Genomic DNA, 23,676 nt, shown 5'->3' with positions numbered 1-23,676 from the left:
CCGATCAGATGAGGCCGACATCCGCTTCGACTGTGGTCGACACATTGGGATTGTGCTGGCTGTTGTCGTCGTGGCTATCGACGTTGTGTCCGGTGGAGTAGTCGTTTTCGCTGTTGTCGACCGAGTTGTTGTCGTGGTGGCTGGTGTCCAGATCGCCACCGATGGAACCGATGTCGCCGCCGATCGACGTGTTGTTCTCGTCGCCGTAAACGGTGTGACTGTTGTCGAGACCGAGGCTGCCGCCGCCGGTGTCCACCCCGTTGAGGACGGGTCCGTCGTTGCCGGTGATCAGGTCGCCGCCGGCCTTCATCGATGTGGCGTCGGTGTCATTGCCGTCGCCAAACGTGATGGGCGAGCCGTCGCCCGCGTCGATGTTGCCGTTGACGACCGTGTTGCCGTCACCGAGTACCGCACCGTCGCCGCTGACGATGCTGCCAGAGTTGTCGCCGCTCATCGCCACGGCGCCGTCGCCTGACGCGACGTTCTTGTCGCCGAGGGTGACGTCGCCGACGTCCACGCCGAGGTTGAAGCCGCTGCCGCTCTGCTGCACGCCGTCCATGGTCGGGCTCATGTAATCGCCCATGCTGTTGTGGCTGTCGATGTTGGTTTCGTGGTTCGACAAGTCGTTGGCTTGGGGAGCGAAGGTGGTGTGGGTGACGTCGCCCTGGGTGGACCCGGAAAGCCCGGACGGGCCGGACGTGTGCGAAATCGGTGCGGCGACATTGCCCTGCTGGGTGTGCTCGATGTGTTGCGGGCCGGCGGCGGCAGGCGCAGGCATGCCGTGATGGTTGGCGACGGCTTGTTGAAGGCCGCTCACGCCCTGACCGCCGGGCATCGCGGCACCGGTAGGGGCGGCCATCGCGGCGACCGCCTGAATCTGCTCTGGGGTCACGTTGCCGAGGCCGATCGAGGCCAACGCGCCCTGCGGATTGTCAACGAAAGACTCTGCTTTGGCCGGGTCCTTGAACAGGTCCATGATGTAGTCGACGAGATTGGCCATGATGATGCCTTCCATCGGACGGCAAAGCTGTGCGCCCCCGCGACGCAGCCCCTTGGTTGGCACGCTATGACCGCGCGCGGCGCCGAAGAAATAAGGTGTTTACCTCTATTTGTGGCTTCGCCGTCCTCATTGACGTGCCCCGGGTGCACACTTGTCGCCGGGAACCGCTGCGGCGAGGGGGGTTCCGATGAGCCATTCGTTGGGTTTGTCGGTCGGCATGACGAATCTGGTGGCGGTGCCGTCCGGCGCGCCACCGGTGCTGCGGCGCTCGATTCTCACCCTTTTCCCCGGCCGCCCACCCGAAGTCGGGGCGCCTCCCCATGCGGCGGTATCCGGCGGACACGGCATGGTGCTTGCCGGCTTCGTGGAGCGGGTGGGCGACCCGATTCCGCTGGTGGCCGCCGACGGCTCGACGCATCGTCCCGGCCGCCTTCTTGTCGAGGCGCTCGACAGCCTTGCCCAAGTCACCGGAAACGGCCGCCCGCCAGCCGATATCGCGGTTGCTGTTCCAGCGCATTGGGATCCGCGGGTGGTGTCGGCGTTCCGGTCCGATGTGTCCGCGAACGGCCGGCTGTGCCCTGCCGGCTCTCCGGCGCAACTGATTTCCGATGCAACGGCCGCGCTGTCGGCAGTCCACGAGAATCCGGGGTTGCCGTCCAGGGGCGTCGTCGCACTGCTTGATCTGGGTGGCACCGGGACGAGCATCACGCTGTCCGACGCCGCATCTGGCTGGGCACCGATCGGCGCCACCGTCCGCAACACCGATTTCGCCGGGCAGCAGATCGACCAGGCCGTCCTCGCGCGGGTTCTCGCCGGCATCGCGGAGGCCGCCAACATCGACCGGGACAACACCGGCGCCGTGCTCTCACTGAGCCGACTCCGTGATCAGTGCCGCCATGCGAAGGAGGTGCTGTCGGCGCAGACCGTAGCGACGCTGACTGCCGAGCTGCCAGGCTTCCAATCCAACGTCAGGCTGACTCGGACCGAACTCGAGGACCTGATGGCAGAACCGCTTGGCGGCCTCCTGGCGGCGTTGGAAGACACGTTGGAGCGCAACAGGATTCCGGTCGCCGCGATGGTCGCCATCGCAACCGTGGGCGGTGGCGCCACCATCCCACTGGTCACCCAACGCTTGTCGCAGCACTTCCGGATTCCGGTGGTGACCGGCCACCGCCCGGAACTCGCCGCGGCAGCGGGTGCGGCGCTGATCGCTTCTCGGGGGCCTGCCGCGCCGGCGACCGCGTTGACACCTTCGGCGGGCGTGGCTGCCGCGAGCGCGGTGACGGCCGCAGGCACCGACGACAACCCTTCGAGCCAGACATTCAGGGCGCTGGCATGGTCGGAGGACGTCATGCCCGACGACGTGGCGCCGTATTCGGGTCAACCCGACGACTACGGTCCTGCCAGCGGACACATCACGCGCCCGGCGGTCGACTTCGTCCGCGACGCCGACAGTGCCAGCAGTGGAGCACGGCCTCAGTTGGAGTACCTGCGCGAGGATGACAGCGCCAGCGAGGCCGCCCCGCTGGCGTGGTACCGGCGGCCGACGCTGCTGTTCGGGGCGGCCGCCGCGGCGGTGCTGCTGGCAGGCGGCGGCCTGACTTATACGTTGACGAGCAGCAGCGGGCACACCAGCCCGGCGCCCGTACCTGCGACATCGGCGGTGCCCGTTGCGGTCCAACCTGAGGCGCCGCCCGCCGCACCCGCACCGGGGGCGGTGCAGGGCCCCGCGCCGGCGATCGTGCGGCAGGCGCCGGCACCGCCACGTGTCCAGCAGCGGCCCGCGGCCCCGCGGGCACCGCAGCAAGCCGGGCAGCCGCCGCCGGAAGCGACAGCCCCCGCCGCACCGCCCACCACGACCGAGACCACGACCACGGCGACCGGAACCACCACCAGCGCGACCCCGACAACCACCGAACCGACGTCTTCGCAGCCGCCCACCTCGTCGCAATCGTCGAGCACCGGGTCGACGGCGATCCAGACGCCGATGAACACGCCGACCCAGGTGCCGACGGAGGTGCCGACGCCGCAGGCACCCACGCAAGCTCCTGCCGACACTCAGGCGCCTGCCGATACCCCGCAGATCACCATCCCGCAGTTCACCCTGCCGCAATTGCCTGGCCTCTAGGCGCGCGCCTGGGCCAACTCGACGAGGTTCTTCAGCGAGTTGTCCAGATGCGACATCTCGAACGGCGGGAAGGTGATGTGCTCGCGGGTGGCGGGTGGCACCTTCGACCAGTCGTACGTCAACACGACCTCGGTCCGGCGGGGACCGATCGGCTTGAGGTCGTAGCGCCAAATCCAGCCGCCGAAGTCGAGATTGGCGTCGTCATCGCCTTGCCCGGGCTGCCACGCGATGGCGCGCGGTGGTTCGAAGACCTCCACCCGGTTCGCCATCTCGTAGTGCATGCCGCCGAAGTTCTTGTGATACATCGCCATCCGGAAGACCTGCCCGACTTTGGTCAGCGTCTTGCCGTCGAGCGACTCCCGCACCCAGCCGGTGCCGTCGATCGCCTGGTGCGTCCTCGGATCCGCCAGCGCGTCGAACACGGCCTCGGCGGGTGCGTCAATCGTCAGGGTTGCCGTCATGGCTTCATCTGTCATGTGAATACAGACCGTCGGCGACGTGACAACTAATCGGTGCGTGGCGGGCTACAGTTCCAGCAGCTCGGGCAGATCGGCCACCGAATCGATGACGTGGTTGGGTTGCATCGCGAATTCGTCTGCCGCCCAACGGTCCAGCGTGTCCTGGCGGAACTTGCCGGTACGCACCAGCACTCCGGTCATGCCGACCACCTGTGCTGCCAGCACGTCGTTGTTGAGGTCGTCGCCAACCATGTACATCTCGTCGGCGTCGACGCCGAGACGACTTGCCGCCGCGAGAAACCCTTCGGGCGCCGGCTTTCCGACCGCGGTGGCCCTGCGTCCCGACGTCTCCTCCATCCCGATCAGGTACATGCCGGTGTCGACGCGCAACCCGTCGGCGGTGGTCCACGCGGTGCTGCGGTGCATGGCGACCACCGGCACGCCCCGCGCCATCCAGTCGTACACCCACGACAGTGTCAGGTGGCTGTATTCCGGCCCGGCGCCGCCGAGCAGCACCACATCCGGGGTTTCCGGCGCGCGGGGCCCGCTGAACTCGCTCGAGTAGACGATGTCTATTCCTGGCATGTCTTCGGCGATCTGCCCGCTGTTGACCAGGAAACAGCGGGCGTCCGGATAGCGGTTGCGCACGTATTCGGCGGTCAGCACGGCCGCGGTGATCACCTCGTCGGCCCGCACCGCCATGCCCGCCTCGGTGAGCAACTCGGCGATCTGCACCCGGGTCCGCGTCGTGGTGTTGGTCAGATACGAGCAGGCGATCTGATGCTGCGACAACGTCTGCAACGTCCTCGCAGCGCCCTCGATCGGCTTCCACGACGTCACCAGAACACCGTCGATGTCGAAGAGCACGCCACCAATCGCCATGGCCCCCGACAGTAAACGGCACATCAACCAGCGCAAGTCGTGGTCGCGCCGAAACTCGAGTACCCGGCTACGCTATCGGCCCGCCGCGCATCCCCTGAAGCTGGTCTCACCAGGCCTGATCCGAATTCAGACGATAGGGGGCGGCGATGCCGGTGCTGGGTGAGCGAGCAATAGTTCTTGGTGCAAGCATGGGCGGACTGCTGGCGGCCAGGGTGCTGTCGGAAAGTTACCGCACCGTCACGGTGGTGGAACGCGACGTACTGCCCAGCGATCCGGTGTCGCGCCGCGGGGTTCCGCAGGGCCGGCTGATCCACGCTCTACTCGCGCGAGGCGCGCAGATCCTCGACGAACTGCTGCCGGGAGTCCTCGACGAACTGGTGGCCAACGGGGCGACGAAGTGGGACGGCGACTACGCCAACCTGTGCTTCTCTGTCGGTGGCCATCAATTCCTGCGAGTTGGCCGCACGCCGGACCCAGAATCGATGCCCTTCTACTTCCAGAGCAGGCCGCTGCTCGAATGGCAAGTGTTGCAGCGGATCCGAGACATTGCGAATGTGACGATCCTCGAACACCACGACGTGGTGGCGCTGACGTCGACGTCAGACCGCAGCCGTGTCACGGGGGTCGAGGTGGTCGACCGCGACAACCAGCACCGGACCACGCTGACCGCCGATCTCGTCGTCGACGCCACCGGGCGTGGTTCTCGGACTCCTGTGTTCCTCGAGCAACTCGGATACGACCGGCCCGCAGAGGACGAGGTGATCGTCCACCTCGCGTACGCGTGCCAATCGGTCCGACTTGCACCCGGGTCGGTCAAGGAGAACTTCCTCGCCGTCATGCCCGAACCGGGCAGGACCAAGATGTTCGGCGCCATCCGCTATGAGAACGACACCGCCATGTTCGCCGTGGGTGCGATGGCCGGTGCCGAACCACCGAGCACAGCCGACGAAATGCTGTCCTTCGCAACCGGTTTAGCGCCCGACGGCGTGCTCGCCGCGTTCGCGGCGGCAGAGCCGCTTGGCGAGGTCACGCATTACCGTGTGCCGTCCAACCGTTGGCGGCGTTACGACAAGATGCGGCGGGTACCAGCCGGGCTGATCGTGGTCGGTGACGCGGTCTGCAGCTTCAACCCGATCTATGGGCAAGGCATGACGGTCGCGGCGCTCGAAGCGCTCGTGCTGCGGGACTGCCTGCAGCGGGGTGAGAAGGATCTTCCGCGGCGGTTCTTCCGCGCGAGCGCGAAGAAGGTCCGCATCGCGTGGCAGAGCGCAGCGGGTTCTGATCTCGCGCTGCCGGAAGTGGAGGGGCAGGCACCGTTGTCGATGCGACTCAGCAACAGCTATCTGGGCCGGGTGATGACGGCGGCTGAGCGCGATCCCGACGTGATGCTGACGTTCCTGCGGGTGATGGGAATGATGGACCCGCCGACGCGACTGCTGTTGCCGCGGTTCATGTTGCGGGTCTTTCGTGTAGGTCGAACCCGTCAACCGACCGCCCAACTGCTTTCGGCGACCCATGGCGACGCGGATCCCGCGATCGTCCAGGCGAGCTCGGCCGGTACGTCGACCACCCGATAGGTCTTCACCCCGGCCGCGGTGGCGGCCACCAGCGTCGCCACCCCCGCGCGGCGTTGCAGTAGCGTCTGGCGCACCGTCCACCCGATGATGCCTGCCGCGGCGATGCAGTCCCGGCGTCGGTCCAGGCTGCCTGCCCGCGCCACCAGCCAGTCGGCGTCCACCCGATGGCCGAGCGCCCTCGATCGGTCGGCCGCCAGGAACACACAACATCCGGTCAGCACACCCCACAGCGGCCACAGCCAAACGGGCGTTGGCAGCAGCGCCATCGCGACGAGTAATAGCGCCGGCAACGCCAGTGCCCGCGTCCATCGCCTGCGCGTCGCCGGCGAACCGTGGCGGCGCAGCGGACCGGTGACGACGTCGGGCCGTTCGATCAGCTCTGACAGCACCGTCTCGGCCGTCGACCGCGGGCACGGCGGTAACAACACCGACGCCTCCCCTGCCCCGCCCACCCCCGTCATCACGGCATCCAGCCGTGCACCGCCGAACAGCCGCACCAACAACGGTTCTCGCAACGTTCCACCGCGCAGCCTGCGCATGTCGAACGTGTGCTCGCGCAGTCGCAGCAGGCCGTGCTCGAGGTGCAGTACCTCGGCGTCGCGGCGCAGCACCAGATTCCCGTACGTCACCAGCGACCTCAGCACCGACAACACCACCGATGCCACCACAATCAGCGCGACCGCCACCACCACACTTGCGGCGACCCCGAACCTCTCGGCGGCGTCCAGCCCGGACCGCGCCAACCGTGAATCTTGCAGTGCCGCACCGGCTCCCGCCTGATACACCACACCCACAGCGGCCGCGATCATCGCCAGGCCGGTGAAGCTCAGTGGGCTGTAGCGCAGCCACGACGGCTGCCAACGCGCCAACTCGCGGCCCGTCGTCTGCTCTTCGACGGCAACCAGCGAGTCGGCCAGCAGGATCGCCCTCAACCGCGGCACCTGGTCCGCCTCGACCGCATCCAGCGCGAACACGGTGTCTCCCCGCGCTTCCTGGCCGGTGCTCAATCGCAGCACCGTCAAGCCGAGCAGCCGGTGCAACAGCCGGGCGTCCGTCGACACCGAACGAATCCTGTTGCGCGGCACAGAAAGAACCTTGCGTTGCAGGACACCCGTGCGCAGCAGGACCTCATCGGAGTCGATCCGGTAGCTGGTGGTGAACCACCGGGCCACACCGTAGCCGACGATCAGAACGAGGCCGAACAGCGTCCACATCGGATTGCCCGTCGCCGATCCCAGCACCACCGACCCGACCAACAGCGGTATCTGACGCAGCACCTCGTGGACCGGATGCACCAGCAGCATCCGCGGGCTGAGCCGCTGCCACTCCGGGCCGGGGGGCCCGGTCACGTCGCATCCTCGGCGCCGAGCGCGGCGATGTCGGTCAGTTGTGCCACAACGCGATCGGCGACCTCGGAATCCAGCGCGACGATGCGCACGGCGCCCGCCGACGAGGCCGTCGTCACCGTCACGTTCGCCAGCCCGAACAGTTGGTTGAGCGGGCCACGTTCGGTGTCGACGGTCTGCACCCTGGAGATCGGCGCGATGCGGCGTTCCTGCACCAGCCAACCCGTCCGGGTGTACACCGCTTTGGGGTCGATGTCCCAGCGGTGTACGCGATATCGCCACAGCGGAACGACCATGACGAACACCACGATGCCGACCCCGGTTGCCAGCGCAACGACCCCGTGCCCCCACGGCAGTCGGGGGCTGATCGCGAACCACACCGCCTGGGCCGCCGCCAGCGTCAGCCACGGAATCGCCGCGCCGATCGCCCACACCAGCGGAGCCTTGCGGCTGGGCGGGTTGGCTGGCTCGCGCAGGTTCATGACTTCTCGAGTTGGAGGAACTGCCCGACGCCGAACAGCCGCAACATCCGCATCGTGCGCTTCGGGATCCGATCCGCCACCTCCGCGGTCGCGACGATGGACGGCCGCGTGACGTCGATGCGCCTGCCCTGCACGACCACGGTGGCCGAACCCGCGGCCTGCACGTTGCGCAACCAATCGGCGCGGGTGCCGTACGGCAGCGCGATCAGAAGCGTGGTCGGGCTTTCGATGACGTCGATCGGCGTCTGATAACTGCGGCCGGAGTTGCGCCCGACATGCTCCATGACCGAGGTCTGCGTCTGCGGGGTGCCCGCGGTGCGCATCACCCGCGGATTGGTCACCGACCGATTCATCCGTCTTACCGCGTCCAGCGCGGGCCCCACCTGCCATCGCAGCCCGGCCAGCAGCACGCCGAAGAGCATCACGACGGCGCCGAGCAGCGTGCCGACCACCACCGCGACCGCTCGCATCCCCACGACATCGAAACTAACCGGTGATGCCTGAGTATGTTGAGCCCATGAGCAGCAAGTGGACCGCGGCCGACGTGCCGGATCAGTCCGACCGGGTGGCCATCGTGACGGGGGCGAACACCGGCATCGGTTACGCCGCCGCCGCGGTACTCGCAGACAAGGGCGCGCACACCGTGCTGGCCGTGCGCAACCTCGACAAAGGCAACCAAGCCGCCGACCGGATCAGGGCGGCCAGCCCGAACGCCGTGGTCGCCGTCCAGGAGCTCGACCTGACGTCACTGGACAGCGTCCGCACGGCCGCGGACCAGTTGCGCGCCGACCATCCGCGCATCGACCTGCTGATCAACAACGCGGGCGTGATGTACACCGACAAGGCCGCCACCAAAGACGGCTTCGAGTTGCAGTTCGGCACCAACCACCTCGGCCACTTCGCGCTCACCGGTCAACTGCTCGACAATCTGCTGCCCGTCGAGGGGTCGCGCGTCGTGACGGTCAGCAGCGTTGGCCACCGCATCCGCGCCAAGATCCACTTCGATGACCTGAACCTGGACCGCAACTACAACCGCGTCGTCGCATACGGGCAGTCCAAGCTCGCCAATCTGTTGTTCACCTACGAGCTCGCCCGCCGGCTGACGGCCAAGGGCACCCCGACGGTGGCGCTGGCGGCGCACCCGGGCGCCGCCGATACGGACTTGCTACGCAACATGCCTGCGGGCATTCGACAGGTCAGCCAATTCTTCTGGTCGAACTTCATCGCACAGGGTCCGGAGATGGGCGCCGAGCCGACGCTGCGCGCCGCTACCGATCCGAACGCGCGAAACGGTCAGTACTACGGGCCAGGCGGCTTCGGCGAACAGAGGGGCCACCCGAAAGTCGTTGCCTCGAGCGCACAGTCGCATGATGAGGACGTCGCACGCCGACTGTGGGCTGTGTCCGAAGAACTCACCGGCGTCACCTTCCCGGTCTGATGCGCACCGTCGACGAACACCGGCGCGTGGTCGCCGGACTGATCACCGCGAAGCCGTCCGTCGCGCTGCCGCTCGCCGAGGCGCTCGGCCTGGTGCTTGCCTCCGACGTGGTGGCGCCCTTGTCGCTGCCTGGCTTCGACAACTCGGCGATGGACGGCTACGCCGTGCTGGCCGACGACATCGCAAGCGCATCGCAGGAGCAACCTGTCATGCTGCCCGTCGCCGAGGACATCCCGGCGGGCCGCACCGACCCGCTCACGCTGAAACCCGGTACCGCACATCGCATCATGACCGGTGCGCCGCTGCCTGCGGGAGCTACTGCGGTGGTGCCGGTCGAGGCCACCGATGGTGCCACCGACACCGTGTCCATCCGCGCGAGCGCGCGGTCGGGCCAACACGTTCGCCGTGCCGGTGAGGACGTCACCGCGGGCACGACGGTGCTGCGCGCCGGTCAGGTACTCACCCCCGCCGCGCTCGGTTTGGCGGCCGCCTTGGGGCTCGGTGAGCTGAAAGTGCTTCCACGTCAACGTGTTCTGGTGATGTCGACGGGCACTGAGCTGGTCGCGCCGGGCACACCATTGCAGCCGGGCCAGATCTACGAGTCCAATGCGGTGATGCTCGCGGCGGCCGTGCGCGATGCGGGGGCCGTGGTGGTGGCCGCGCCGATGGTCGGTGACGACGTCGCGGCGTTTCGGGAGGCATTGACAGCTCACAGCCGCGACGCCGACCTGATCATCACCACCGGCGGCGTCAGCGCAGGGGCGTACGAGGTCGTCAAGGATTCGCTCGGAGCCGGAAGGCAGGCGACATCCAGCCAGGGCGGTGAGGTCGAGTTCGTCAAGGTGGCCATGCAACCCGGGATGCCGCAAGGCGCGGGCGCGGTGAACGGCACGCCGATCATCACACTGCCGGGCAACCCGGTCAGCGCGCTCGTGTCGTTCGAGGTGTTCGTCAGGACGCCCCTGCGCACCGCAATGGGGCTGCCGCATCCAGACCGGCCGCGCCGCACCGCGGTGCTCGCCGAGGACCTGACGTCACCTGCGGGCAAGCGTCAGTTCCGGCGCGGCGTGCTGGACCGCGACACGGGCACGGTCACCAGCTACGGTCCACCGGCCTCGCACCATCTGCGCTGGCTGGCGTCGGCGGACTGCCTGCTCGAGATCGACGAGGACGTCACCGAGTTGTCCGCGGGTTCGCCGGTGCACGTGTGGGACTTGGCCTAAGGCCTATCGGCGAAAGAGCACGCCCGTAGAATCGGCGCACGATGGCCAGACGCCCCGACCTCAGATCCGGCCCCGAGCGGCTCGCGGCGCTGGTGCGCACCACCATTCCGCCGATGCACTCGGCGGGCCTTCCGTTCGTCGGCGCCAGCCTTGCGCTCGCCGCGGTTGGCCGCAACCGGCGATGGCTGCGCCGTGCCGGTCTGGCGTCGGCCGCCGCCAACGCGGCGTTCTTCCGGCATCCGCCTCGGGTGCCACCCACCCGGCCCGGCGTCATCGTCGCACCTGCGGATGGCCTGATCTGCCTCATCGAGGAGGCCGCACCGCCGGCCGAACTCGGCCTGCCCGCAACGCCATTGCCACGCATCAGCATCTTTCTTTCGATCTTCGACGCACACGTGCAGCGGGCGCCGATCAGCGGTGAGGTGATCTCCGTCGTGCACCGCCCAGGGGCTTTCGGCTCTGCCGAGTTGGAGGCCGCAAGTGCGGACAACGAACGAAACAGCATGCTGATCAGGACGCCGGAGGGTGTGGAGGTGATCGCGGTGCAGATCGCCGGCCTGGTGGCCCGGCGCATCGTGTGCGAGGCCAAGCCCGGCGACAAACTCACCATCGGCGACACCTACGGCTTGATCCGCTACGGGTCCCGGCTGGACACCTACCTGCCCGCGGGCGCCACCGTCATGGTGGCCACGGGGCAGCGCGCGCTCGCAGGCGAGACCGTATTGGCCGAGTTGCTGTGAAACCTCATATCAAGGCGCCCGTCGTCAGCCTGAAAATCCTGCCGAGCGCCATGACCGTGGCGGCCATCTGTCTCGGGTTGACGTCGGTGAAGATGGCCTTGGACGATCGCCCCACCGAGGCGATGGCGTTTCTGGCGGTGGCGGCCATCCTCGACGCCCTCGACGGCCGCATCGCCCGCATCTTGAAGGCCACGTCGCGGATGGGCGAGGAGATCGACTCGCTGGCCGACGCGGTGAATTTCGGTGTGGCGCCTGCTTTTATCGTCTATGGCACGTTGCTCTCGCATTCGCGGGTCGGCTGGATCGTGGTGTTGGTGTACTCGGTGTGCATCGTGTTGCGGCTGGCCCGGTTCAACGCGATGCTCGACGTCGACAAGCCCGCCTACGAGAAGGAGTACTTCGTCGGCATGCCTGCCCCGGCAGGCGCGATCGGTGCGATCGGGCCGTTGGCCGCCAAGATGCAGTTCGGTGACGGCTGGTGGACATCGGAGGCGGCGGTCGTGATTTGGACGATCGGTGTCTCGCTGCTGGTGGTCAGCACCCTGCCGATGCGCAAGATCCACACCTTTTCGGTGTCGCCCAACATGGTTCCCCTGCTTCTCCTCGGCGTGGTGGTCCTGGTGGCGGCGTCGATCTTCTACGGCTACCTGACGATCCTGGTGATCATCGCGGCCTACGTCGTTCACATCCCGTTCGCCATCCGCACCCGCCGCTTCCTAGCGGAGCATCCGGAGATATGGGACGACAAACCACGACAACAGCGCGCCGCGCGACGGGCCATTCGGCGGGCGACAGGACCGCAGCGGCGCCGGTCCAATCTGAGGCTCGGGCTGCGCAGGCCGGGCCGCTGAGATGACGCAGACCGAAGCCGCGGCATCCGATCCGCCGCTGAGCCATCTTCGGCTGACCGCCAGGCTGAACACCTCGGCGTTGGACTCCCGTCGCGGAGTGGTCCGGTTGCATCCCGAAGCCATTGCCGCCCTTGGCATCCGCGAGTGGGATGCGGTCTCGCTCACCGGCTCACGCACCACCGCCGCAGTGGCCGGGCTGGCGCCCGCGGGCACGCCGACGGGCACCGCGCTGCTCGACGACGTGACGCTGTCCAACGCCGGCCTGCGGGAGGACACCACCGTGATCGTCTCGGCCGTCACCGTCTACGGCGCCCGGTCGGTGACTGTCAGTGGCTCCAACCTTGCCACGCAATCCATTTCGCCCGCGACGCTACGTCAGGCCCTGCTCGGCAAGGTGATGACGGTCGGCGACACGGTGTCGCTGCTGCCGCGTGAACTCGGCCCCGACATCCCGACATCCACGGCCACGGCGGCGCTGGCGTCGTCGGTCGGGATCACGTGGACGTCGGAGTTGTTGACGGTCACCGGTGTTGATCCCGCCGGACCGGTGAGTGTGCAACCGAATTCGGTGGTGAACTGGGGCGACGGGCTGGAGCCCAGCGGACCTGCGACAGCAGGCCAGCACACCGTGTCGACGCCGAAGAAGTCGGCGACGGTCAACATAGACGACCTGAAAGGGTCGCATGCGCAGGCGTCGCGGTTGACGGAATGGCTGAAGCTGGCGCTCGACCAGCCGGAGCTTCTGGAAACACTCGGCGCCACATCCAATCTCGGTGTGCTGGTGTCAGGGCCCGCGGGCGTCGGTAAGGCCGCGCTGGTGCGGGCGGTGTGCACTGATCGCAGGCTCGTCGAACTCGACGGTCCCGAAGTGGGCGCACTGCGGGCAGAGGACCGACTCAAGAGTGTCTCTTCTGCGGTGGCCACCGTCCGCGACGGCGGCGGCGTGCTGCTGATCACCGATATCGACGCACTGTTGCCGTCCACCGCCGACCCGGTGTCCACCCTGATTCTCACCGAACTGCGCAACGCCGTCGCCACTCGCGGAGTGGCCTTCGTCGCCACCACACAACAGCCCGACGGCGTCGACCCGCGACTGCGGGCCCCGGATCTGTGCGACCGCGAGCTCGGGCTGACCCTGCCCGACGGGGCTGTCCGTAAACAGTTGCTCGAGGTGCTGCTGCGCGACGTGCCGTCGAAGGACCTCAACCTCGACGAAGTCGCCGATCGCACACCAGGTTTCGTCGTAGCCGACCTATCCGCGCTGGTGCGCGAGGCGGCGTTGCGGGCGGCCTCGCGGGCCAGCGCCGACGGTAAACCGCCCGAGTTGACCCAGGAAGACCTGATCGGCGCGACGACCGTCATCAGGCCACTGTCGCGTTCGGCGACCGAAGAGGTCTCGGTCGGATCGGTGACCCTGGACGACGTCGGCGACATGGCGGCCACCAAGCAGGCGTTGACCGAGGCGGTGCTGTGGCCACTGCAACACCCCGACACTTTCCAGCGCCTGGGTGTCGCCCCGCCGCGCGGCGTGCTCCTGTACGGACCGCCCGGCTGCGGCAAGACGTTCGTGGTACGTGCGCTGGCCAGTTCCGGCCGGTTGTCGGTGCACGCCGTCAAGGGCGCAGAGCTGATGGACAAATGGGTCGGATCGTCGGAAAAGGCTGTGCGCGAACTGTTTCAGCGAGCCCGCGACTCTGCGCCGTCGCTGGTGTTCCTCGACGAGATCGACGCGCTTGCGCCACGACGCGGGCAGAGCTTCGACTCCGGTGTCACCGACCGCGTGGTAGCCGCGCTGCTGACCGAACTCGACGGCATCGAACCGCTGCGTGATGTCGTGGTGCTCGGGGCGACCAACCGGCCGGATTTGATCGACCCGGCACTGTTGCGGCCCGGCCGACTGGAGAAGCTGGTGTTCGTCGAGCCACCTGACGCTGAGGCGCGCCGCGAAATCCTCCGCACCGCAGGCAAATCCATTCCGCTGTCCGATGACGTCGACCTCGACACGCTGGCCGGCGAGCTCGACGGGTACAGCGCCGCCGACTGCGTCGCACTGCTGCGGGAGGCCGCGCTGACCGCCATGCGCCGTTCGATCGATGCCGCCGACGTGACCGCGGGCGACGTCGCGAAGGCGCGCGAAGCCGTGCGGCCGTCACTGGATCCGGCCCAGGTCGAGTCCCTGCGCGCGTTCTCGGCCGCCCGCTGACCGCGCTCGGCTTCGTCGAGACTGCGGTGAGATCGCGAAGTTCGCTCAATTGGCGATCTGTCCGCAGTTTCGCGGGGCGACGCAACTATAGGCTGAGCGTGTGGCGGTCGATATGCCCGTCGAAGTCGTTGATTACGACCCGACTTGGCAACAGAGCTTCGCGGATTAGCGCGACAGATTGACGATCCGCTTGACTGAGTGGCTCGCTGAGCCGGTAGAGCACGTGGGTTCCACCGCGGTGCCCGGTCTGGCGTCGAAGCCGATCGTCGACATCCTTGCACCCGTCACCTCGTTGATTGATGCACACGCTGCGGTGCCGCTCCTCGAGGAGGACGGGTGGCGTCACTGGACCTCTGATCCGAACAGCTCATGGCGACTCTGGTTCCTACGACCTCGACCTGAAGCTCGTACCCATCACCTGTATCTCATCCAGTACGACGACCCGCACACTGCGGAGCTACGAGCCTTCGCGATGTACTCGGTGCCGACGATGCGCTTCGCGACGGTTACGAGGCGCTGAAACGCAGCTTGGGCAAAGAGTTTCGCGACGATCGCGAGGCATACACCACCGCCAAGGCCCGCTTTGTCGAGGATGCGTTACGTCGAAGGGGAATAGTGCCGCTTCGTCGGCCGCGACGAAGCTAGCGTCCGGCGTCGAGACTGCGGCGAGATCGCGAATTTCGCCCGATTGGCGATCTATGCGCAGTTTGGCGACGGCTCAACCGCGCTCGGCCAACGCCGCCAACCGCTCGATCGAGGCCAACAGCCTGTCGGCGGTGGTTGCCCGCGCGCGGGGTAACCGCGTCTCATCGGTCAGGCCCGACCAGTCGTAGGTGTGGGTGACCAACGTCCGTGACCCGTCGATCGGTTCCAGCCGCCACCGCCAGAGGTGGCCGGGCGGCGGCATACCCGGTTCGGAGGGCAACCACGCGATCAGCCTGCCCTCCTCGAATTCGATGACGTGGTTGGTGCGGTCGCTGCCCTCGGTCAGCCGCATGGTGAACACGTCACCCACTGTCCGAACCCGTTGTCCGGTCGGCGCCTCCGCCAGGTTGTCGTTGCCGTCCCATTGCGGCTGCATTGCCGGGTCGGCGATCAATTCGAAGATCTTGTCCGCGGGCGCCGCGATCGCGCGGCTCGCGGTGACGACGGTGGAGGTCACCATCAGATTCAACAACATCTTGACAGTGGCAAGTTCAGCGCGCATAGTCGAGCCAGGAAACTTGTCACTGCCAAGATCGGAGGCTCCGATGACCGCACCAGCCGTCACGTCTGTTCGCGCAGGCGACCGCGACCGCGAACGGACCGCCAAGCAGTTGGGTCTTGCGCTGTCTCAGGGCTACCTCGCACTCGACGAGTACGAGCACCGCATGCAGGCAGCCTTCGCCGCACACAGCGCCGCTGAGCTGCGTCAACTCCTCGCCGACCTACCGCTGGGGCAGCTTCGGCGCAACGATCCCGAGCGGCAGGCCGCGCGACGGCGTGCCGCGCGACTCGGCGTTCGAATCCATCTCGGCGCTTACCTGGCGATGGTCGCCACCGTGCTGACAGTGTGGTTGGCGGTCGGCCTGACGGCGGGCGCGTGGTACTTCTGGCCGATCTGGCCGATTCTCGGCGCGGGCATCGGCGTCGTCGGCCACGCGCTGCCGATTCGATACGCGGTGCTGACGCCGGGCCGGCGTCACGGCTCGATCAACCCGGCCCGGATCGCATAGCGGGTCAATTCCAGACGGTCCCGCAGACCGAGTTTGGCCAGTGTGTTCGTCCGGTGGCGGTCCACGGTCTTGGCGCTGATCCCCAACGTGCCGGCGATCTCCCGCGTCGAGTAACCCTCGGCGATCAGCTTGAGCACCTCTTCCTCCCGTGGGGTGAGGATCGTGTCGGGCAGGTCGTCACCGTGTTTGGCGCGGTGCAGGTAGTCGCGGATCAGCGCCGTCACCGCGCCCGCGTACAGGAACGGCTCACCCCGCAGTGTCGCCCGGCACGCCTCGAGCAGGTCGCGGTCGGCCACCGACTTGAGCACGTATCCCGATGCACCGGCCTTGAGCGCTTCGAAGAAATACTGCTCGTTGTCGTACATCGACAGAATCAAGATCCGAAGGTGCGGATGTCGGCGGTTGATTTCCCTTGCCGCCTGAAGCCCGGTCATCCGCGGCATGGCGATGTCGAGGATGGCCAGATCAGCCGGGGTGTGTTCGAGTACCGCGAGCGCTTCGTGGCCGTCGGCAGCCTCGGCAACGACCTTCAGATCGGGCTCGGCGTCAAGGATTCTCCGCAGCCCGCTGCGCACCAACGCATGGTCGTCGGCCAGCAGGATCTGGGCGGGTTGTGAAGGCATCACGGGCATCTTCCGGTCAGCGGGATCGTCAGCCGCACCTCCGTGCCCTCTCCTGGCGGCGAGGCGATGGTGAACTCAGCGTTGACCAACAGCGCACGTTCCCGCATGCCGTTGATGCCGGCGCCCTCGGTGTCGACGCCGCCTCGCCCGTCGTCGGCGATGCGAAGCAACAGTTGCTCGGCCGACGTGTGCAGATCAAGCCAGACCTTCGATGCTTTCGCGTGTCGGGTGATGTTCGTCAGGCTCTCCTGCGCGATGCGGTAGCACACCAGCTCGATGTCCTGGGGAAGGCGATTTGCTTGCGGCGCAATGCTTTTGACCACACCAATGCCTGTCGCCTGGGTGAACTCACTGCACAGCGCACTCAGCGCGCTGTGTAATCCGAGATCCTCCAGCGCATCCGGGCGCAACCGACGTGCGATGCTGCGCACTTCGTCGAGTCCGGCACGCACCGCCTCCTGGGTATCCGCGAGTTCGCCCCGGATCTCGGCTGGCGCACGGTCGACGGCCCGCTTCAAGAACAACAGGGCCACGGTCAGCGTCTGACCGATTTCGTCGTGCAACTCCCTGGCGATGCGCTGACGTTCGTTCTCCTGCGCCGCGAGCGCAGACGCGTTGGCGGTCGACCGCTCGGACTTCAGCATGGGCGCCAGCCTCGATCGCAGCAAAAACGCGTTCGCGGCCAGCATGATTGCCAATCCGACCACCAGCACCGGAATCTCGGTCAGCTTGATCCTCGACGAGACCGTCGCAGGCGACAACGCGAGGATCAGCGTGCCGAGCGTGAAGATCAGGCCGTTGATCACCACGACCCGCCGGATCAGCGCCGTCGCGGGAGTGCGGGCCTGTCTCATGACCCCAGCGTGGATGCCCGGCGAGAGTTTGTCCATACGGGCTGCATCCCACGGAAATGGGTGTCAGACCCCATGTTTTTGGGCGGCTTGGTTTTCGACACTGAGCACCTGAATTGATCGGAGAACGAGGACCATGACACTCACAGTCGGCATTCAACGGAACGAAGTCATGCAAGCACACGAGATCGCCGTGACGCCACCCACGGTTCGAATCGAAGATCCCGTCTCCAAGGCCGTGCAACTGATGGTGGTCAATCGGTTGCCGGGGTTGGTGGTGGTCGACGATGACGACCGCCCGGTCGCCGTGCTACCGGGTACGCAAGTGTTGCGGCTGACCATCCCGGAGTCTTACCGCGACGATCCGGCCCTTGTGCGTACCGTCGACGAGATCCATGCCGATCTGTTCTGGCATGGGCCCGGCAAGCTCACTGTCGGCGATTGCCTGCCCAAACCGGCGGCCAAGCCCACCACGGTAGCGCCGGAGGCCACCCTGCTCGAGGTCGCCACGGTGATGGCGAACAAACGCAGCCCATTGATCGCCGTGGTGGATCGCAGCGGACGCCTCACCGGCGCGGTCACCCTCGAGCGGTTGCTCACCAGCTTGGCAGTAGCCGGCCCCAACGACTGAGCCACCGGCGCCGTGCTGGCCCCGGTACTCGCCCTCACGATCTTCGTCGGCGCGTTCTGGTTCATCGCCACCGAACGGGCCCCCAAGGTCAAGACAGTCCTGGTCGCGGCCGGCCTGATGACCGTCCTCGGGTTGACCCCCGGCTCGAAAGTCTTCTACTCAGAGCACGAGGGCATCGACTGGAACGTCATCTTCTTGCTGCTGGGCATGATGATCATCGTCGGCGTGATCAAACAGACCGGACTCTTCGACTTCCTCGCGATCTGGGCCGCCAAGCGTTCGCGTGGGAAACCGTTCCGGCTGATGGTGATGCTGATGGTGATCACCGCGATCGCCTCGCCCATCCTCGACAACGTCACGATCATCATGCTGGTCGCGCCGGTGACGTTGGTGATCTGCGACCGCCTGCGCATCGCGGCGCAGCCGTTTCTCATCGCCGAGGTGCTGGCATCCAACATCGGCGGTGCCGCGACCCTGATCGGCGACCCACCCAACATCATCATCGGTAGCCGAGCGGGACTGACGTTCAACGACTTCCTGGTCAACATGGCACCTGCGGTAGCGGTGATCTTTGCGTTGTTTGTGGTCTTCACCAAGCTACTGTTCCGAAAAGATCTGCGAGCCAATAGCATTCACCTCGAAGAGGTGATGGCGCTTCAGGAGCGCCGCGCGATCAAGGACCCGAAGCTGCTGGTGCGCTCGCTTGCCGTCCTCACCGTCGTGATCATCGGGTTCGGTCTGCACTCGGTGCTGCACGTGGCCCCGTCAATCGTCGCACTGCTCGGGGCAGGCGGCATGCTGCTGGCGACGAACATCGATGTCGCCGAGGTGCTCCCGGAAGTGGAGTGGCCGACGTTGGTGTTCTTCATGGGATTGTTCGCGATGGTCGCCGGCCTCGTGCACACCGGGGTGATCGGTTGGTTGGGTGACGCGGCGATCACCATGTTCGCCGACGACTTCTTCCTCGCCGCCACCGGCCTGTTGTTCGGATCGGCGGTGCTCGGCGCCTTCGTCGACAACATCCCCTACACCGCGACCATGACACCTGTCGTCGAAGGAATGGCGGCGCAGGCTCCAGACGTCGAAACCGGCAGGGCGTTGTGGTGGGCATTCGCTCTCGGGGCGTGCTTCTCCGGCAACGGCACTGCGATCGCGGCCAGCGCCAATGTGGTCGCCGTCGGCATTGCCCAGCGCGCGGGCCATCCGATCAGCTTTTGGCGGTTCACCCGCTACGGGATCATCGTGACGCTGCTCAGCACCGCGCTGGCGTGGGTCTATGTCTGGCTCCGTTACTTCTGATCCACGCGTTGCGACTGCTCCGGTGGGGCCTCTCCCTCGTCTCAGAGAGGCCCCCGCCGGGTCCTCACGTCACTCGTGAGCACCACCGCCTGCGCTCGAACCGCCGTTGTCAGCGCTGCCGGCGGACTCCTGCGAACCGCTCTGGGAGGCCGTGGTCGACCCGGTCGTTGAGGTGTCCGACGTCGTCGTGCCCTCACTGGAAGCCGATGTCGACTCCTGTTGTTTCTCAGACGCATTCGTCGACTTGTCACTGACGCCCACGGTCACTTCTCCCGGGATCGCAACCAGGCCGGTGCGGACGGCGGGAGTCTTCGGCGCCTTCTCGCCCTCGGCCTTCTCGGCCTCGACCTTCTCGGTTACCGCCGACTCCTCGGAGTCCTTCTCCACCTCCCGCGCCGTCGGCTCGCCGCTCTCCGTCTTTGCGGGTCCGACTGCGGCCGTGTTCGTTTCGGCTGCAACCTTCCCCTCGGTTGGGGTGTCGACTGGACCCGTGGACAGTGTCACCGTTGTCGCCTCCGCGGCGACCGCGGTGGCATTGATCGCGGCCACGCCGGAGGCCGGAGCGGGTGAGACCAACGCTTGGATGATCATCTTGCCCGCCTCGATGACTGCTGCGATCAGGCCCCGGTCATACCCGTAGGGTGGGGTGCCGGGGTTGAGCACCCGGTCGAGTACCGCGGAGAGGATGTCTGCGACGCCGTTGGTCACCCCGTTGACGAAGGCGGTCGGGTCCCCTGCTTTGGCTGCGGCTATCAACGTCTCGGCGGTGCCGCCGACTGCAGTATTCAAGGCGTAGATCGACTGCAGCGGACCGAGCCCGACGGTGAGCAGGAAATCCGGATCCGCCAGCAACTCAACAGCATTCGAGACGCCCGGGACGAACCTGAGCGATTGCGAAAGCACGTCGACCAAATCGACGAGAGGTCCGCTACCCGAGAAGATCGCTTCGAGAACCGGGCCGGTGACCGGCGTGAGGACGATCTCGGTAAGTGTGTTCAGCGCTGCGGTTATCTGCCCGGCTGAGATCTGGCCGATCGCTTGGTGCAGCATTGCCGGCGCATCACCTAGGGCGGTGGCGAACTGCTCACCGAACGCCCCCGCGATCCTGAGGAGCTCCGATACAGTGCTCAGCTGCCCCGTGATGATCTGCTGTGCTACCGCCGCCGGGGCATGGAGCAGTTCCTGCCCGAGCGCACCCGCGTTCTGGAACGCCTGCTGGAAGATCGGCGTCAGCACCGCGATCGGGTTGACCAGCGCGGTGAGCTGCACCGAGTGACCCGCGGGGAGGCGGACGTCGGGCCCATCTGGCATCGGGGGTGCCACAGGGGACGCGACGAGGACACTGGCTCCGACGATCGCAACGCCGGTAGCGATCGATGCCCGGGCGGCAGCTAATTGCATGTGAGACCTTTCTGAACCTGGAACTGCTCTGTGCCGCGATAACTTACCTACTAGTAAGTTTTGGTCAAGCTTCGATTTCGACGCTTGTCACGTGTTGCCAGCGGACCACGACTGGCGGAGAAGTTGCTGTTAGAGCTGGTTTCCTTACGCGTCAGCAAACGGACAACGGCCGCCTCGGCATAACTAGGCTTACGCCGTCGCGCGGCCATCAACTTACTAGTAGGTCAGTTGGGAGCTAGTGCGATACAGCAAACGATGCTGGTCACGAGCGAAATTTCGCAACGCCGCGTCGCGGTATTTCGTCTGACGGACATGAAGCGTTGCGATCGGAATGGCAATTGAGCGAGCAACGACGTTCACCGAGTTCACAGCTGGCGTTCAGGTTCGCCGGAAGGAGACGTGGCTCACTTGCTGCCGCGGGTCGGCTGCGTATCACATTGTGGGATCGGACGGCATGTGAGAGCCGACGACGCCTTGCCGGCCGACATTCCAGCGATCGACCGGCGCGGCTAGTTCGGCCGCTTACTCCGCCTCGCCGTACTCATCGAACCAATACGCGAGTTTGCCGCGACGACTGACGGCGCGAAGCCTGCGCTCGGCGTTCTCCCGTGTTTTGGTGGTGGTGACGATGAGAAGTTCGTCCCCGGTCCTGATGTGGGTGTCCGGCTGCGGCACGAACGAGTGCCCGTTCCGGATGATCAGCGTGATGACGCTGGGATCCGGCAGTCGCAACTCCAGCACGGTGACGTTGTGCAACCGCGACTCCGGAAGCACCGTCATGGTGAGCAGTTCGGCGCCGAGCACGTCGAGAGGCGCGGCCTCCACCTGGATCTCGCGGGCGGTGTCGCGACGGACCAATCCCAGCCGTTCCGCGACGAGCAGCAGGCTCGGCGCCTGCACCAGTGTGAACACCACGACGAGGATGAACACGATGGACAGCAGTCGGTCGCTGCCGGGCACGCCCGCGACGATCGGGTACGTGGCGAGCACGATCGGAACGGCGCCGCGCAGCCCCGCCCACGACAGGAACGCCTGCTCGCGCCACGGCACTCGAAAGCCGATCAGCGACACCACAACTGAGAGCGGCCGACCCAGCAACAGCAACACCAGGCCGATGACGACAGCCGGGACCATCTGGGCCGCGAGCTCGGTCGGCGACACCAACAGCCCCAGCAACACGAAAAGGCCGATCTGAGCCAGCCAACCCGCGCCCTCGGCGAACGACCTGGTCGCCGAGCGGTGTGGCAGCCCCGAGTTGGCCAGCACCAACCCCGCCAGGTACGCCGCCAGGAAACCGCTTGCGTGCGCGGAGCCTGCGGCGGCGAACGCCACCATGCCCAAGCCGAAGGTGGCGATCGGGTACAGACCCGAAGCGGGCAGCGCGATGCGCCGCAACGCGAGGGCCCCGACGAATCCGAGCCCGAGGCCGATCACAGCGCCAATTGTCAACTCGTACAACACGGTTGCCACGATCATCCCGAGATGCAACTCGAACGGGATCGCGGCGAACAACAGCACGAGGATGACGGCTGGCGCGTCGTTGAAGCCTGACTCCGCCTCCAACAGGCCGGCAAGCCGCCTTGGCAGCGGTACCACTCGAAGCACCGAGAAGACCGCAGCCGCGTCGGTACTGGACACGATCGCGCCGAGCAGCAGCGCCAACTGCCAGTGGATGCCGAGCAGGTAATGCGTCCCGACCGCGGTCACCGCCGTGCTGACGGCGACACCCACGACCGCGAGAATGGTCGCGGGCGCAAGCACTTTGCGGATATCGCCGAACCGAGTCGTCAGACCGCCCTCGACCAGGATCACTCCGAGCGCCGCGGTCCCGAGATCCTGCGCGAGTTGCGCGTTGTCGAACTCGATGCCCAGCACGCCTTCGCCGAGCACGACACCGACCGCGAGGAACAACAGCAGGCTTGGGAAGCCGACCCTGGTCGCCACCCGCGTCGCGACGATGCTCGCCAGCAGCACCAAGCCGCCGGCGAACAAGGCCAGATACAGCTGGTGCAGGGTGATGGCGACCTCCTCGATCTTCCCGGCGGCCAGGACTTGTGTCGGTGCTAGTTAACCAGTACGAACGTCTATGAGCGCGGCGCTCGGAGGGGACGGAGGTCATGCGGATCGCCATCGGCGGAGCGGGTGCGGTCGGCCGATCGGTCGCCCAGGAACTGGTCGACAACGGTCACAAGGTGCTGTTGATCGAGCAGAAGTGGGCGCGGTACGAACCGTCTGCGGTCCCCGGTGCCGAGTGGTTGCTGGCCGATGCGTGTGAGCTGACGTCGCTTGAAGAGGCCGGGTTGCAGATGTGCGATGTCGTCATCGCCGCCACCGGTGACGACAAGTCGAACGTCACGATGTCGCTGCTGGCCAAGACCGAGTTCGGGGTCGACAGAGTGGTTGCCCGCGTCAACGACTTCCGCAACGAGTGGCTGTTCACAGACGCGTGGGGCATCGATGTCGCGGTGTCCACCCCGGTCGCGATGGTCGCCTCGGTGGAGGGCGCCATCGACGTCGGCCACGTGGTGCGACTGATGGGCTTGCGCAAGGGCAGTGCGAATCTGGCGCAACTCACGCTGCCCGCCGACAACCCGCTGGTCGGCACGCGGGTCGGGGACTTGGCTGACCCGGCGAACAGCGCGCTTGTCACGGTGCTGCGTGGCGACCGCGTCATCCTTCCCACGTCCGAGGATGTCCTCGAAGAGGGCGACGAGTTGCTGTTCGTCGCGAACGACGAGGTCGAAGCCAAGATACGAGCGATCGTGCACGGCCCGTAGACTGGGACCAATCCAAAGTCAGTAAAACCAAGGCTGACACCCCGACCGAAT

22 protein-coding genes and 1 pseudogene are annotated in these 23,676 nt (G+C 66.7%); 12 read left to right on the top strand and 11 right to left on the bottom strand.

The annotated features are described in order from the left end of the window. Positions 1 to 4: 4 nt before the first annotated feature. Positions 5 to 1,063 (bottom strand): IniB N-terminal domain-containing protein, encoded by a 1,059-nt coding sequence (locus tag ACGFK1_RS21675; protein ID WP_393433880.1) that lies wholly within the window; start codon positions 1,061 to 1,063, stop codon positions 5 to 7. A 124-nt stretch (positions 1,064 to 1,187) separates the two neighbouring features. Between ACGFK1_RS21675 and ACGFK1_RS21670 the strand changes: the two genes are divergently transcribed. Next, a complete protein-coding gene (locus tag ACGFK1_RS21670) occupies positions 1,188 to 3,128 on the top strand; it encodes an Hsp70 family protein (RefSeq protein ID WP_393433877.1) in 1,941 nt (646 codons plus the stop codon). Here ACGFK1_RS21670 and ACGFK1_RS21665 read toward each other — a convergent pair. Next, the gene (locus ACGFK1_RS21665) at positions 3,125 to 3,604 is read right to left on the bottom strand and encodes an SRPBCC family protein (RefSeq protein WP_393433874.1); all 480 of its coding nucleotides are present in this window, start codon (positions 3,602 to 3,604) and stop codon (positions 3,125 to 3,127) included. The genes ACGFK1_RS21670 and ACGFK1_RS21665 overlap by 4 nt on opposite strands. 48 nt (positions 3,605 to 3,652) lie before the next feature. Further along, positions 3,653 to 4,468, bottom strand: coding sequence for an HAD-IIA family hydrolase (locus ACGFK1_RS21660; RefSeq protein WP_393433871.1), 816 nt, complete (start codon positions 4,466 to 4,468; stop codon positions 3,653 to 3,655). A gap of 146 nt (positions 4,469 to 4,614) precedes the next feature. On the opposite strand from ACGFK1_RS21660, the gene ACGFK1_RS21655 reads away from it, so the two are divergent. Next, the gene (locus ACGFK1_RS21655; RefSeq protein WP_393433868.1) at positions 4,615 to 6,045 is read left to right on the top strand and encodes an FAD-dependent oxidoreductase; all 1,431 of its coding nucleotides are present in this window, start codon (positions 4,615 to 4,617) and stop codon (positions 6,043 to 6,045) included. Here the strand turns inward: ACGFK1_RS21655 and ACGFK1_RS21650 are convergent. The 3 genes from ACGFK1_RS21650 to ACGFK1_RS21640 are packed head-to-tail and all read right to left on the bottom strand — an operon-like array spanning position 5,952 to position 8,343. Then, entirely contained in the window at positions 5,952 to 7,394 is a 1,443-nt protein-coding gene (locus tag ACGFK1_RS21650) for a PH domain-containing protein (protein ID WP_393433865.1), read from the bottom strand. The genes ACGFK1_RS21655 and ACGFK1_RS21650 overlap by 94 nt on opposite strands. Beyond that, on the bottom strand, positions 7,391 to 7,873 hold the full coding sequence (locus ACGFK1_RS21645) for a PH domain-containing protein (RefSeq protein WP_393433863.1): 483 nt from the start codon (positions 7,871 to 7,873) through the stop codon (positions 7,391 to 7,393). The genes ACGFK1_RS21650 and ACGFK1_RS21645 overlap by 4 nt, the downstream gene beginning before the upstream one ends. Next, positions 7,870 to 8,343 (bottom strand): nitroreductase family deazaflavin-dependent oxidoreductase, encoded by a 474-nt coding sequence (locus ACGFK1_RS21640; RefSeq protein ID WP_393434106.1) that lies wholly within the window; start codon positions 8,341 to 8,343, stop codon positions 7,870 to 7,872. The genes ACGFK1_RS21645 and ACGFK1_RS21640 overlap by 4 nt, the downstream gene beginning before the upstream one ends. A 47-nt stretch (positions 8,344 to 8,390) precedes the next feature. Between ACGFK1_RS21640 and ACGFK1_RS21635 the strand changes: the two genes are divergently transcribed. From ACGFK1_RS21635 to ACGFK1_RS21610, 6 genes and pseudogenes are all read left to right on the top strand, one after another. Further along, entirely contained in the window at positions 8,391 to 9,311 is a 921-nt protein-coding gene (locus ACGFK1_RS21635) for an SDR family NAD(P)-dependent oxidoreductase (RefSeq protein ID WP_393433860.1), read from the top strand. Then, positions 9,311 to 10,534 carry a gephyrin-like molybdotransferase Glp gene (glp, locus tag ACGFK1_RS21630; RefSeq protein ID WP_393433858.1) on the top strand — a complete coding sequence of 408 codons (1,224 nt, stop codon included), beginning with the start codon at positions 9,311 to 9,313 and terminating at the stop codon, positions 10,532 to 10,534. The genes ACGFK1_RS21635 and glp overlap by 1 nt, the downstream gene beginning before the upstream one ends. A gap of 41 nt (positions 10,535 to 10,575) precedes the next feature. After that, a complete protein-coding gene (locus ACGFK1_RS21625) occupies positions 10,576 to 11,274 on the top strand; it encodes a phosphatidylserine decarboxylase (protein ID WP_393433855.1) in 699 nt (232 codons plus the stop codon). Then, positions 11,271 to 12,125: a CDP-diacylglycerol--serine O-phosphatidyltransferase gene (gene pssA / locus ACGFK1_RS21620; RefSeq protein ID WP_393433852.1), complete on the top strand. Its 855-nt coding sequence runs from the start codon at positions 11,271 to 11,273 to the stop codon at positions 12,123 to 12,125. The genes ACGFK1_RS21625 and pssA overlap by 4 nt, the downstream gene beginning before the upstream one ends. A 1-nt stretch (position 12,126) precedes the next feature. Beyond that, on the top strand, positions 12,127 to 14,328 hold the full coding sequence (locus ACGFK1_RS21615; protein WP_393433849.1) for an AAA family ATPase: 2,202 nt from the start codon (positions 12,127 to 12,129) through the stop codon (positions 14,326 to 14,328). Between the two features lie 223 nt (positions 14,329 to 14,551). Beyond that, positions 14,552 to 14,973 (top strand): annotated as a pseudogene (locus ACGFK1_RS21610) (GrpB family protein). A gap of 73 nt (positions 14,974 to 15,046) precedes the next feature. Here the strand turns inward: ACGFK1_RS21610 and ACGFK1_RS21605 are convergent. Next, positions 15,047 to 15,535 (bottom strand): SRPBCC family protein, encoded by a 489-nt coding sequence (locus ACGFK1_RS21605; RefSeq protein ID WP_393433846.1) that lies wholly within the window; start codon positions 15,533 to 15,535, stop codon positions 15,047 to 15,049. Between the two features lie 43 nt (positions 15,536 to 15,578). Here ACGFK1_RS21605 and ACGFK1_RS21600 point away from each other — a divergent pair, with 43 nt between their 5' ends. Continuing rightward, complete coding sequence (locus ACGFK1_RS21600) at positions 15,579 to 16,043, top strand: DUF1707 domain-containing protein (RefSeq protein ID WP_393433844.1); 465 nt, start codon at positions 15,579 to 15,581, stop codon at positions 16,041 to 16,043. Here ACGFK1_RS21600 and ACGFK1_RS21595 read toward each other — a convergent pair. Both ACGFK1_RS21595 and ACGFK1_RS21590 read right to left on the bottom strand, forming a co-directional pair. After that, complete coding sequence (locus ACGFK1_RS21595; protein ID WP_393433841.1) at positions 16,010 to 16,666, bottom strand: response regulator; 657 nt, start codon at positions 16,664 to 16,666, stop codon at positions 16,010 to 16,012. The genes ACGFK1_RS21600 and ACGFK1_RS21595 overlap by 34 nt on opposite strands. After that, positions 16,666 to 17,520 carry a sensor histidine kinase gene (locus ACGFK1_RS21590; RefSeq protein WP_393433838.1) on the bottom strand — a complete coding sequence of 285 codons (855 nt, stop codon included), beginning with the start codon at positions 17,518 to 17,520 and terminating at the stop codon, positions 16,666 to 16,668. The genes ACGFK1_RS21595 and ACGFK1_RS21590 overlap by 1 nt, the downstream gene beginning before the upstream one ends. A gap of 133 nt (positions 17,521 to 17,653) precedes the next feature. Between ACGFK1_RS21590 and ACGFK1_RS21585 the strand changes: the two genes are divergently transcribed. Both ACGFK1_RS21585 and ACGFK1_RS21580 read left to right on the top strand, forming a co-directional pair. Continuing rightward, positions 17,654 to 18,148 (top strand): CBS domain-containing protein, encoded by a 495-nt coding sequence (locus ACGFK1_RS21585; protein ID WP_393433835.1) that lies wholly within the window; start codon positions 17,654 to 17,656, stop codon positions 18,146 to 18,148. Positions 18,149 to 18,160: 12 nt separating this feature from the next. After that, positions 18,161 to 19,447, top strand: a complete 1,287-nt coding sequence (locus ACGFK1_RS21580) for an SLC13 family permease (RefSeq protein WP_393433832.1) — start codon at positions 18,161 to 18,163, stop codon at positions 19,445 to 19,447. Between the two features lie 69 nt (positions 19,448 to 19,516). Here the strand turns inward: ACGFK1_RS21580 and ACGFK1_RS21575 are convergent, their stop codons facing one another. Next, positions 19,517 to 20,848 carry a hypothetical protein gene (locus ACGFK1_RS21575; RefSeq protein ID WP_393433829.1) on the bottom strand — a complete coding sequence of 444 codons (1,332 nt, stop codon included), beginning with the start codon at positions 20,846 to 20,848 and terminating at the stop codon, positions 19,517 to 19,519. A 522-nt stretch (positions 20,849 to 21,370) separates the two neighbouring features. Continuing rightward, positions 21,371 to 22,867, bottom strand: coding sequence for a potassium/proton antiporter (locus ACGFK1_RS21570; protein WP_393434103.1), 1,497 nt, complete (start codon positions 22,865 to 22,867; stop codon positions 21,371 to 21,373). Between the two features lie 98 nt (positions 22,868 to 22,965). On the opposite strand from ACGFK1_RS21570, the gene ACGFK1_RS21565 reads away from it, so the two are divergent. After that, positions 22,966 to 23,625 carry a potassium channel family protein gene (locus ACGFK1_RS21565; RefSeq protein ID WP_393433826.1) on the top strand — a complete coding sequence of 220 codons (660 nt, stop codon included), beginning with the start codon at positions 22,966 to 22,968 and terminating at the stop codon, positions 23,623 to 23,625. The last annotated feature ends 51 nt before the right edge of the window (positions 23,626 to 23,676 follow it).

It is taken from the genome of Mycobacterium sp. NPDC048908, assembly GCF_043197955.1.
Classification (GTDB): Bacteria; Actinomycetota; Actinomycetes; order Mycobacteriales; family Mycobacteriaceae; genus Mycobacterium.
Note: the sequence above shows the minus strand (reverse complement) of the source record. Positions and strands in the feature narration are given on the sequence as shown.

Excerpts from the sequence above, each read along its gene's own strand:
- ACGFK1_RS21640 (WP_393434106.1), bottom strand. The coding sequence starts at position 8,343 with ATGCGAGCGGTCGCGGTGGTGGTCGGCACGCTGCTCGGCGCCGTCGTG.
- glp (WP_393433858.1), top strand. The coding sequence starts at position 9,311 with ATGCGCACCGTCGACGAACACCGGCGCGTGGTCGCCGGACTGATCACC.
- ACGFK1_RS21655 (WP_393433868.1), top strand. The coding sequence starts at position 4,615 with ATGCCGGTGCTGGGTGAGCGAGCAATAGTTCTTGGTGCAAGCATGGGC.
- ACGFK1_RS21585 (WP_393433835.1), top strand. The coding sequence starts at position 17,654 with ATGACACTCACAGTCGGCATTCAACGGAACGAAGTCATGCAAGCACAC.
- ACGFK1_RS21600 (WP_393433844.1), top strand. The coding sequence starts at position 15,579 with ATGACCGCACCAGCCGTCACGTCTGTTCGCGCAGGCGACCGCGACCGC.
- ACGFK1_RS21665 (WP_393433874.1), bottom strand. The coding sequence starts at position 3,604 with ATGACAGATGAAGCCATGACGGCAACCCTGACGATTGACGCACCCGCC.
- ACGFK1_RS21625 (WP_393433855.1), top strand. The coding sequence starts at position 10,576 with ATGGCCAGACGCCCCGACCTCAGATCCGGCCCCGAGCGGCTCGCGGCG.
- ACGFK1_RS21590 (WP_393433838.1), bottom strand. The coding sequence starts at position 17,520 with ATGAGACAGGCCCGCACTCCCGCGACGGCGCTGATCCGGCGGGTCGTG.
- ACGFK1_RS21645 (WP_393433863.1), bottom strand. The coding sequence starts at position 7,873 with ATGAACCTGCGCGAGCCAGCCAACCCGCCCAGCCGCAAGGCTCCGCTG.
- ACGFK1_RS21595 (WP_393433841.1), bottom strand. The coding sequence starts at position 16,666 with ATGCCTTCACAACCCGCCCAGATCCTGCTGGCCGACGACCATGCGTTG.
- ACGFK1_RS21670 (WP_393433877.1), top strand. The coding sequence starts at position 1,188 with ATGAGCCATTCGTTGGGTTTGTCGGTCGGCATGACGAATCTGGTGGCG.
- ACGFK1_RS21660 (WP_393433871.1), bottom strand. The coding sequence starts at position 4,468 with ATGGCGATTGGTGGCGTGCTCTTCGACATCGACGGTGTTCTGGTGACG.
- ACGFK1_RS21575 (WP_393433829.1), bottom strand. The coding sequence starts at position 20,848 with ATGCAATTAGCTGCCGCCCGGGCATCGATCGCTACCGGCGTTGCGATC.
- ACGFK1_RS21635 (WP_393433860.1), top strand. The coding sequence starts at position 8,391 with ATGAGCAGCAAGTGGACCGCGGCCGACGTGCCGGATCAGTCCGACCGG.
- ACGFK1_RS21565 (WP_393433826.1), top strand. The coding sequence starts at position 22,966 with ATGCGGATCGCCATCGGCGGAGCGGGTGCGGTCGGCCGATCGGTCGCC.
- ACGFK1_RS21605 (WP_393433846.1), bottom strand. The coding sequence starts at position 15,535 with ATGCGCGCTGAACTTGCCACTGTCAAGATGTTGTTGAATCTGATGGTG.
- ACGFK1_RS21615 (WP_393433849.1), top strand. The coding sequence starts at position 12,127 with ATGACGCAGACCGAAGCCGCGGCATCCGATCCGCCGCTGAGCCATCTT.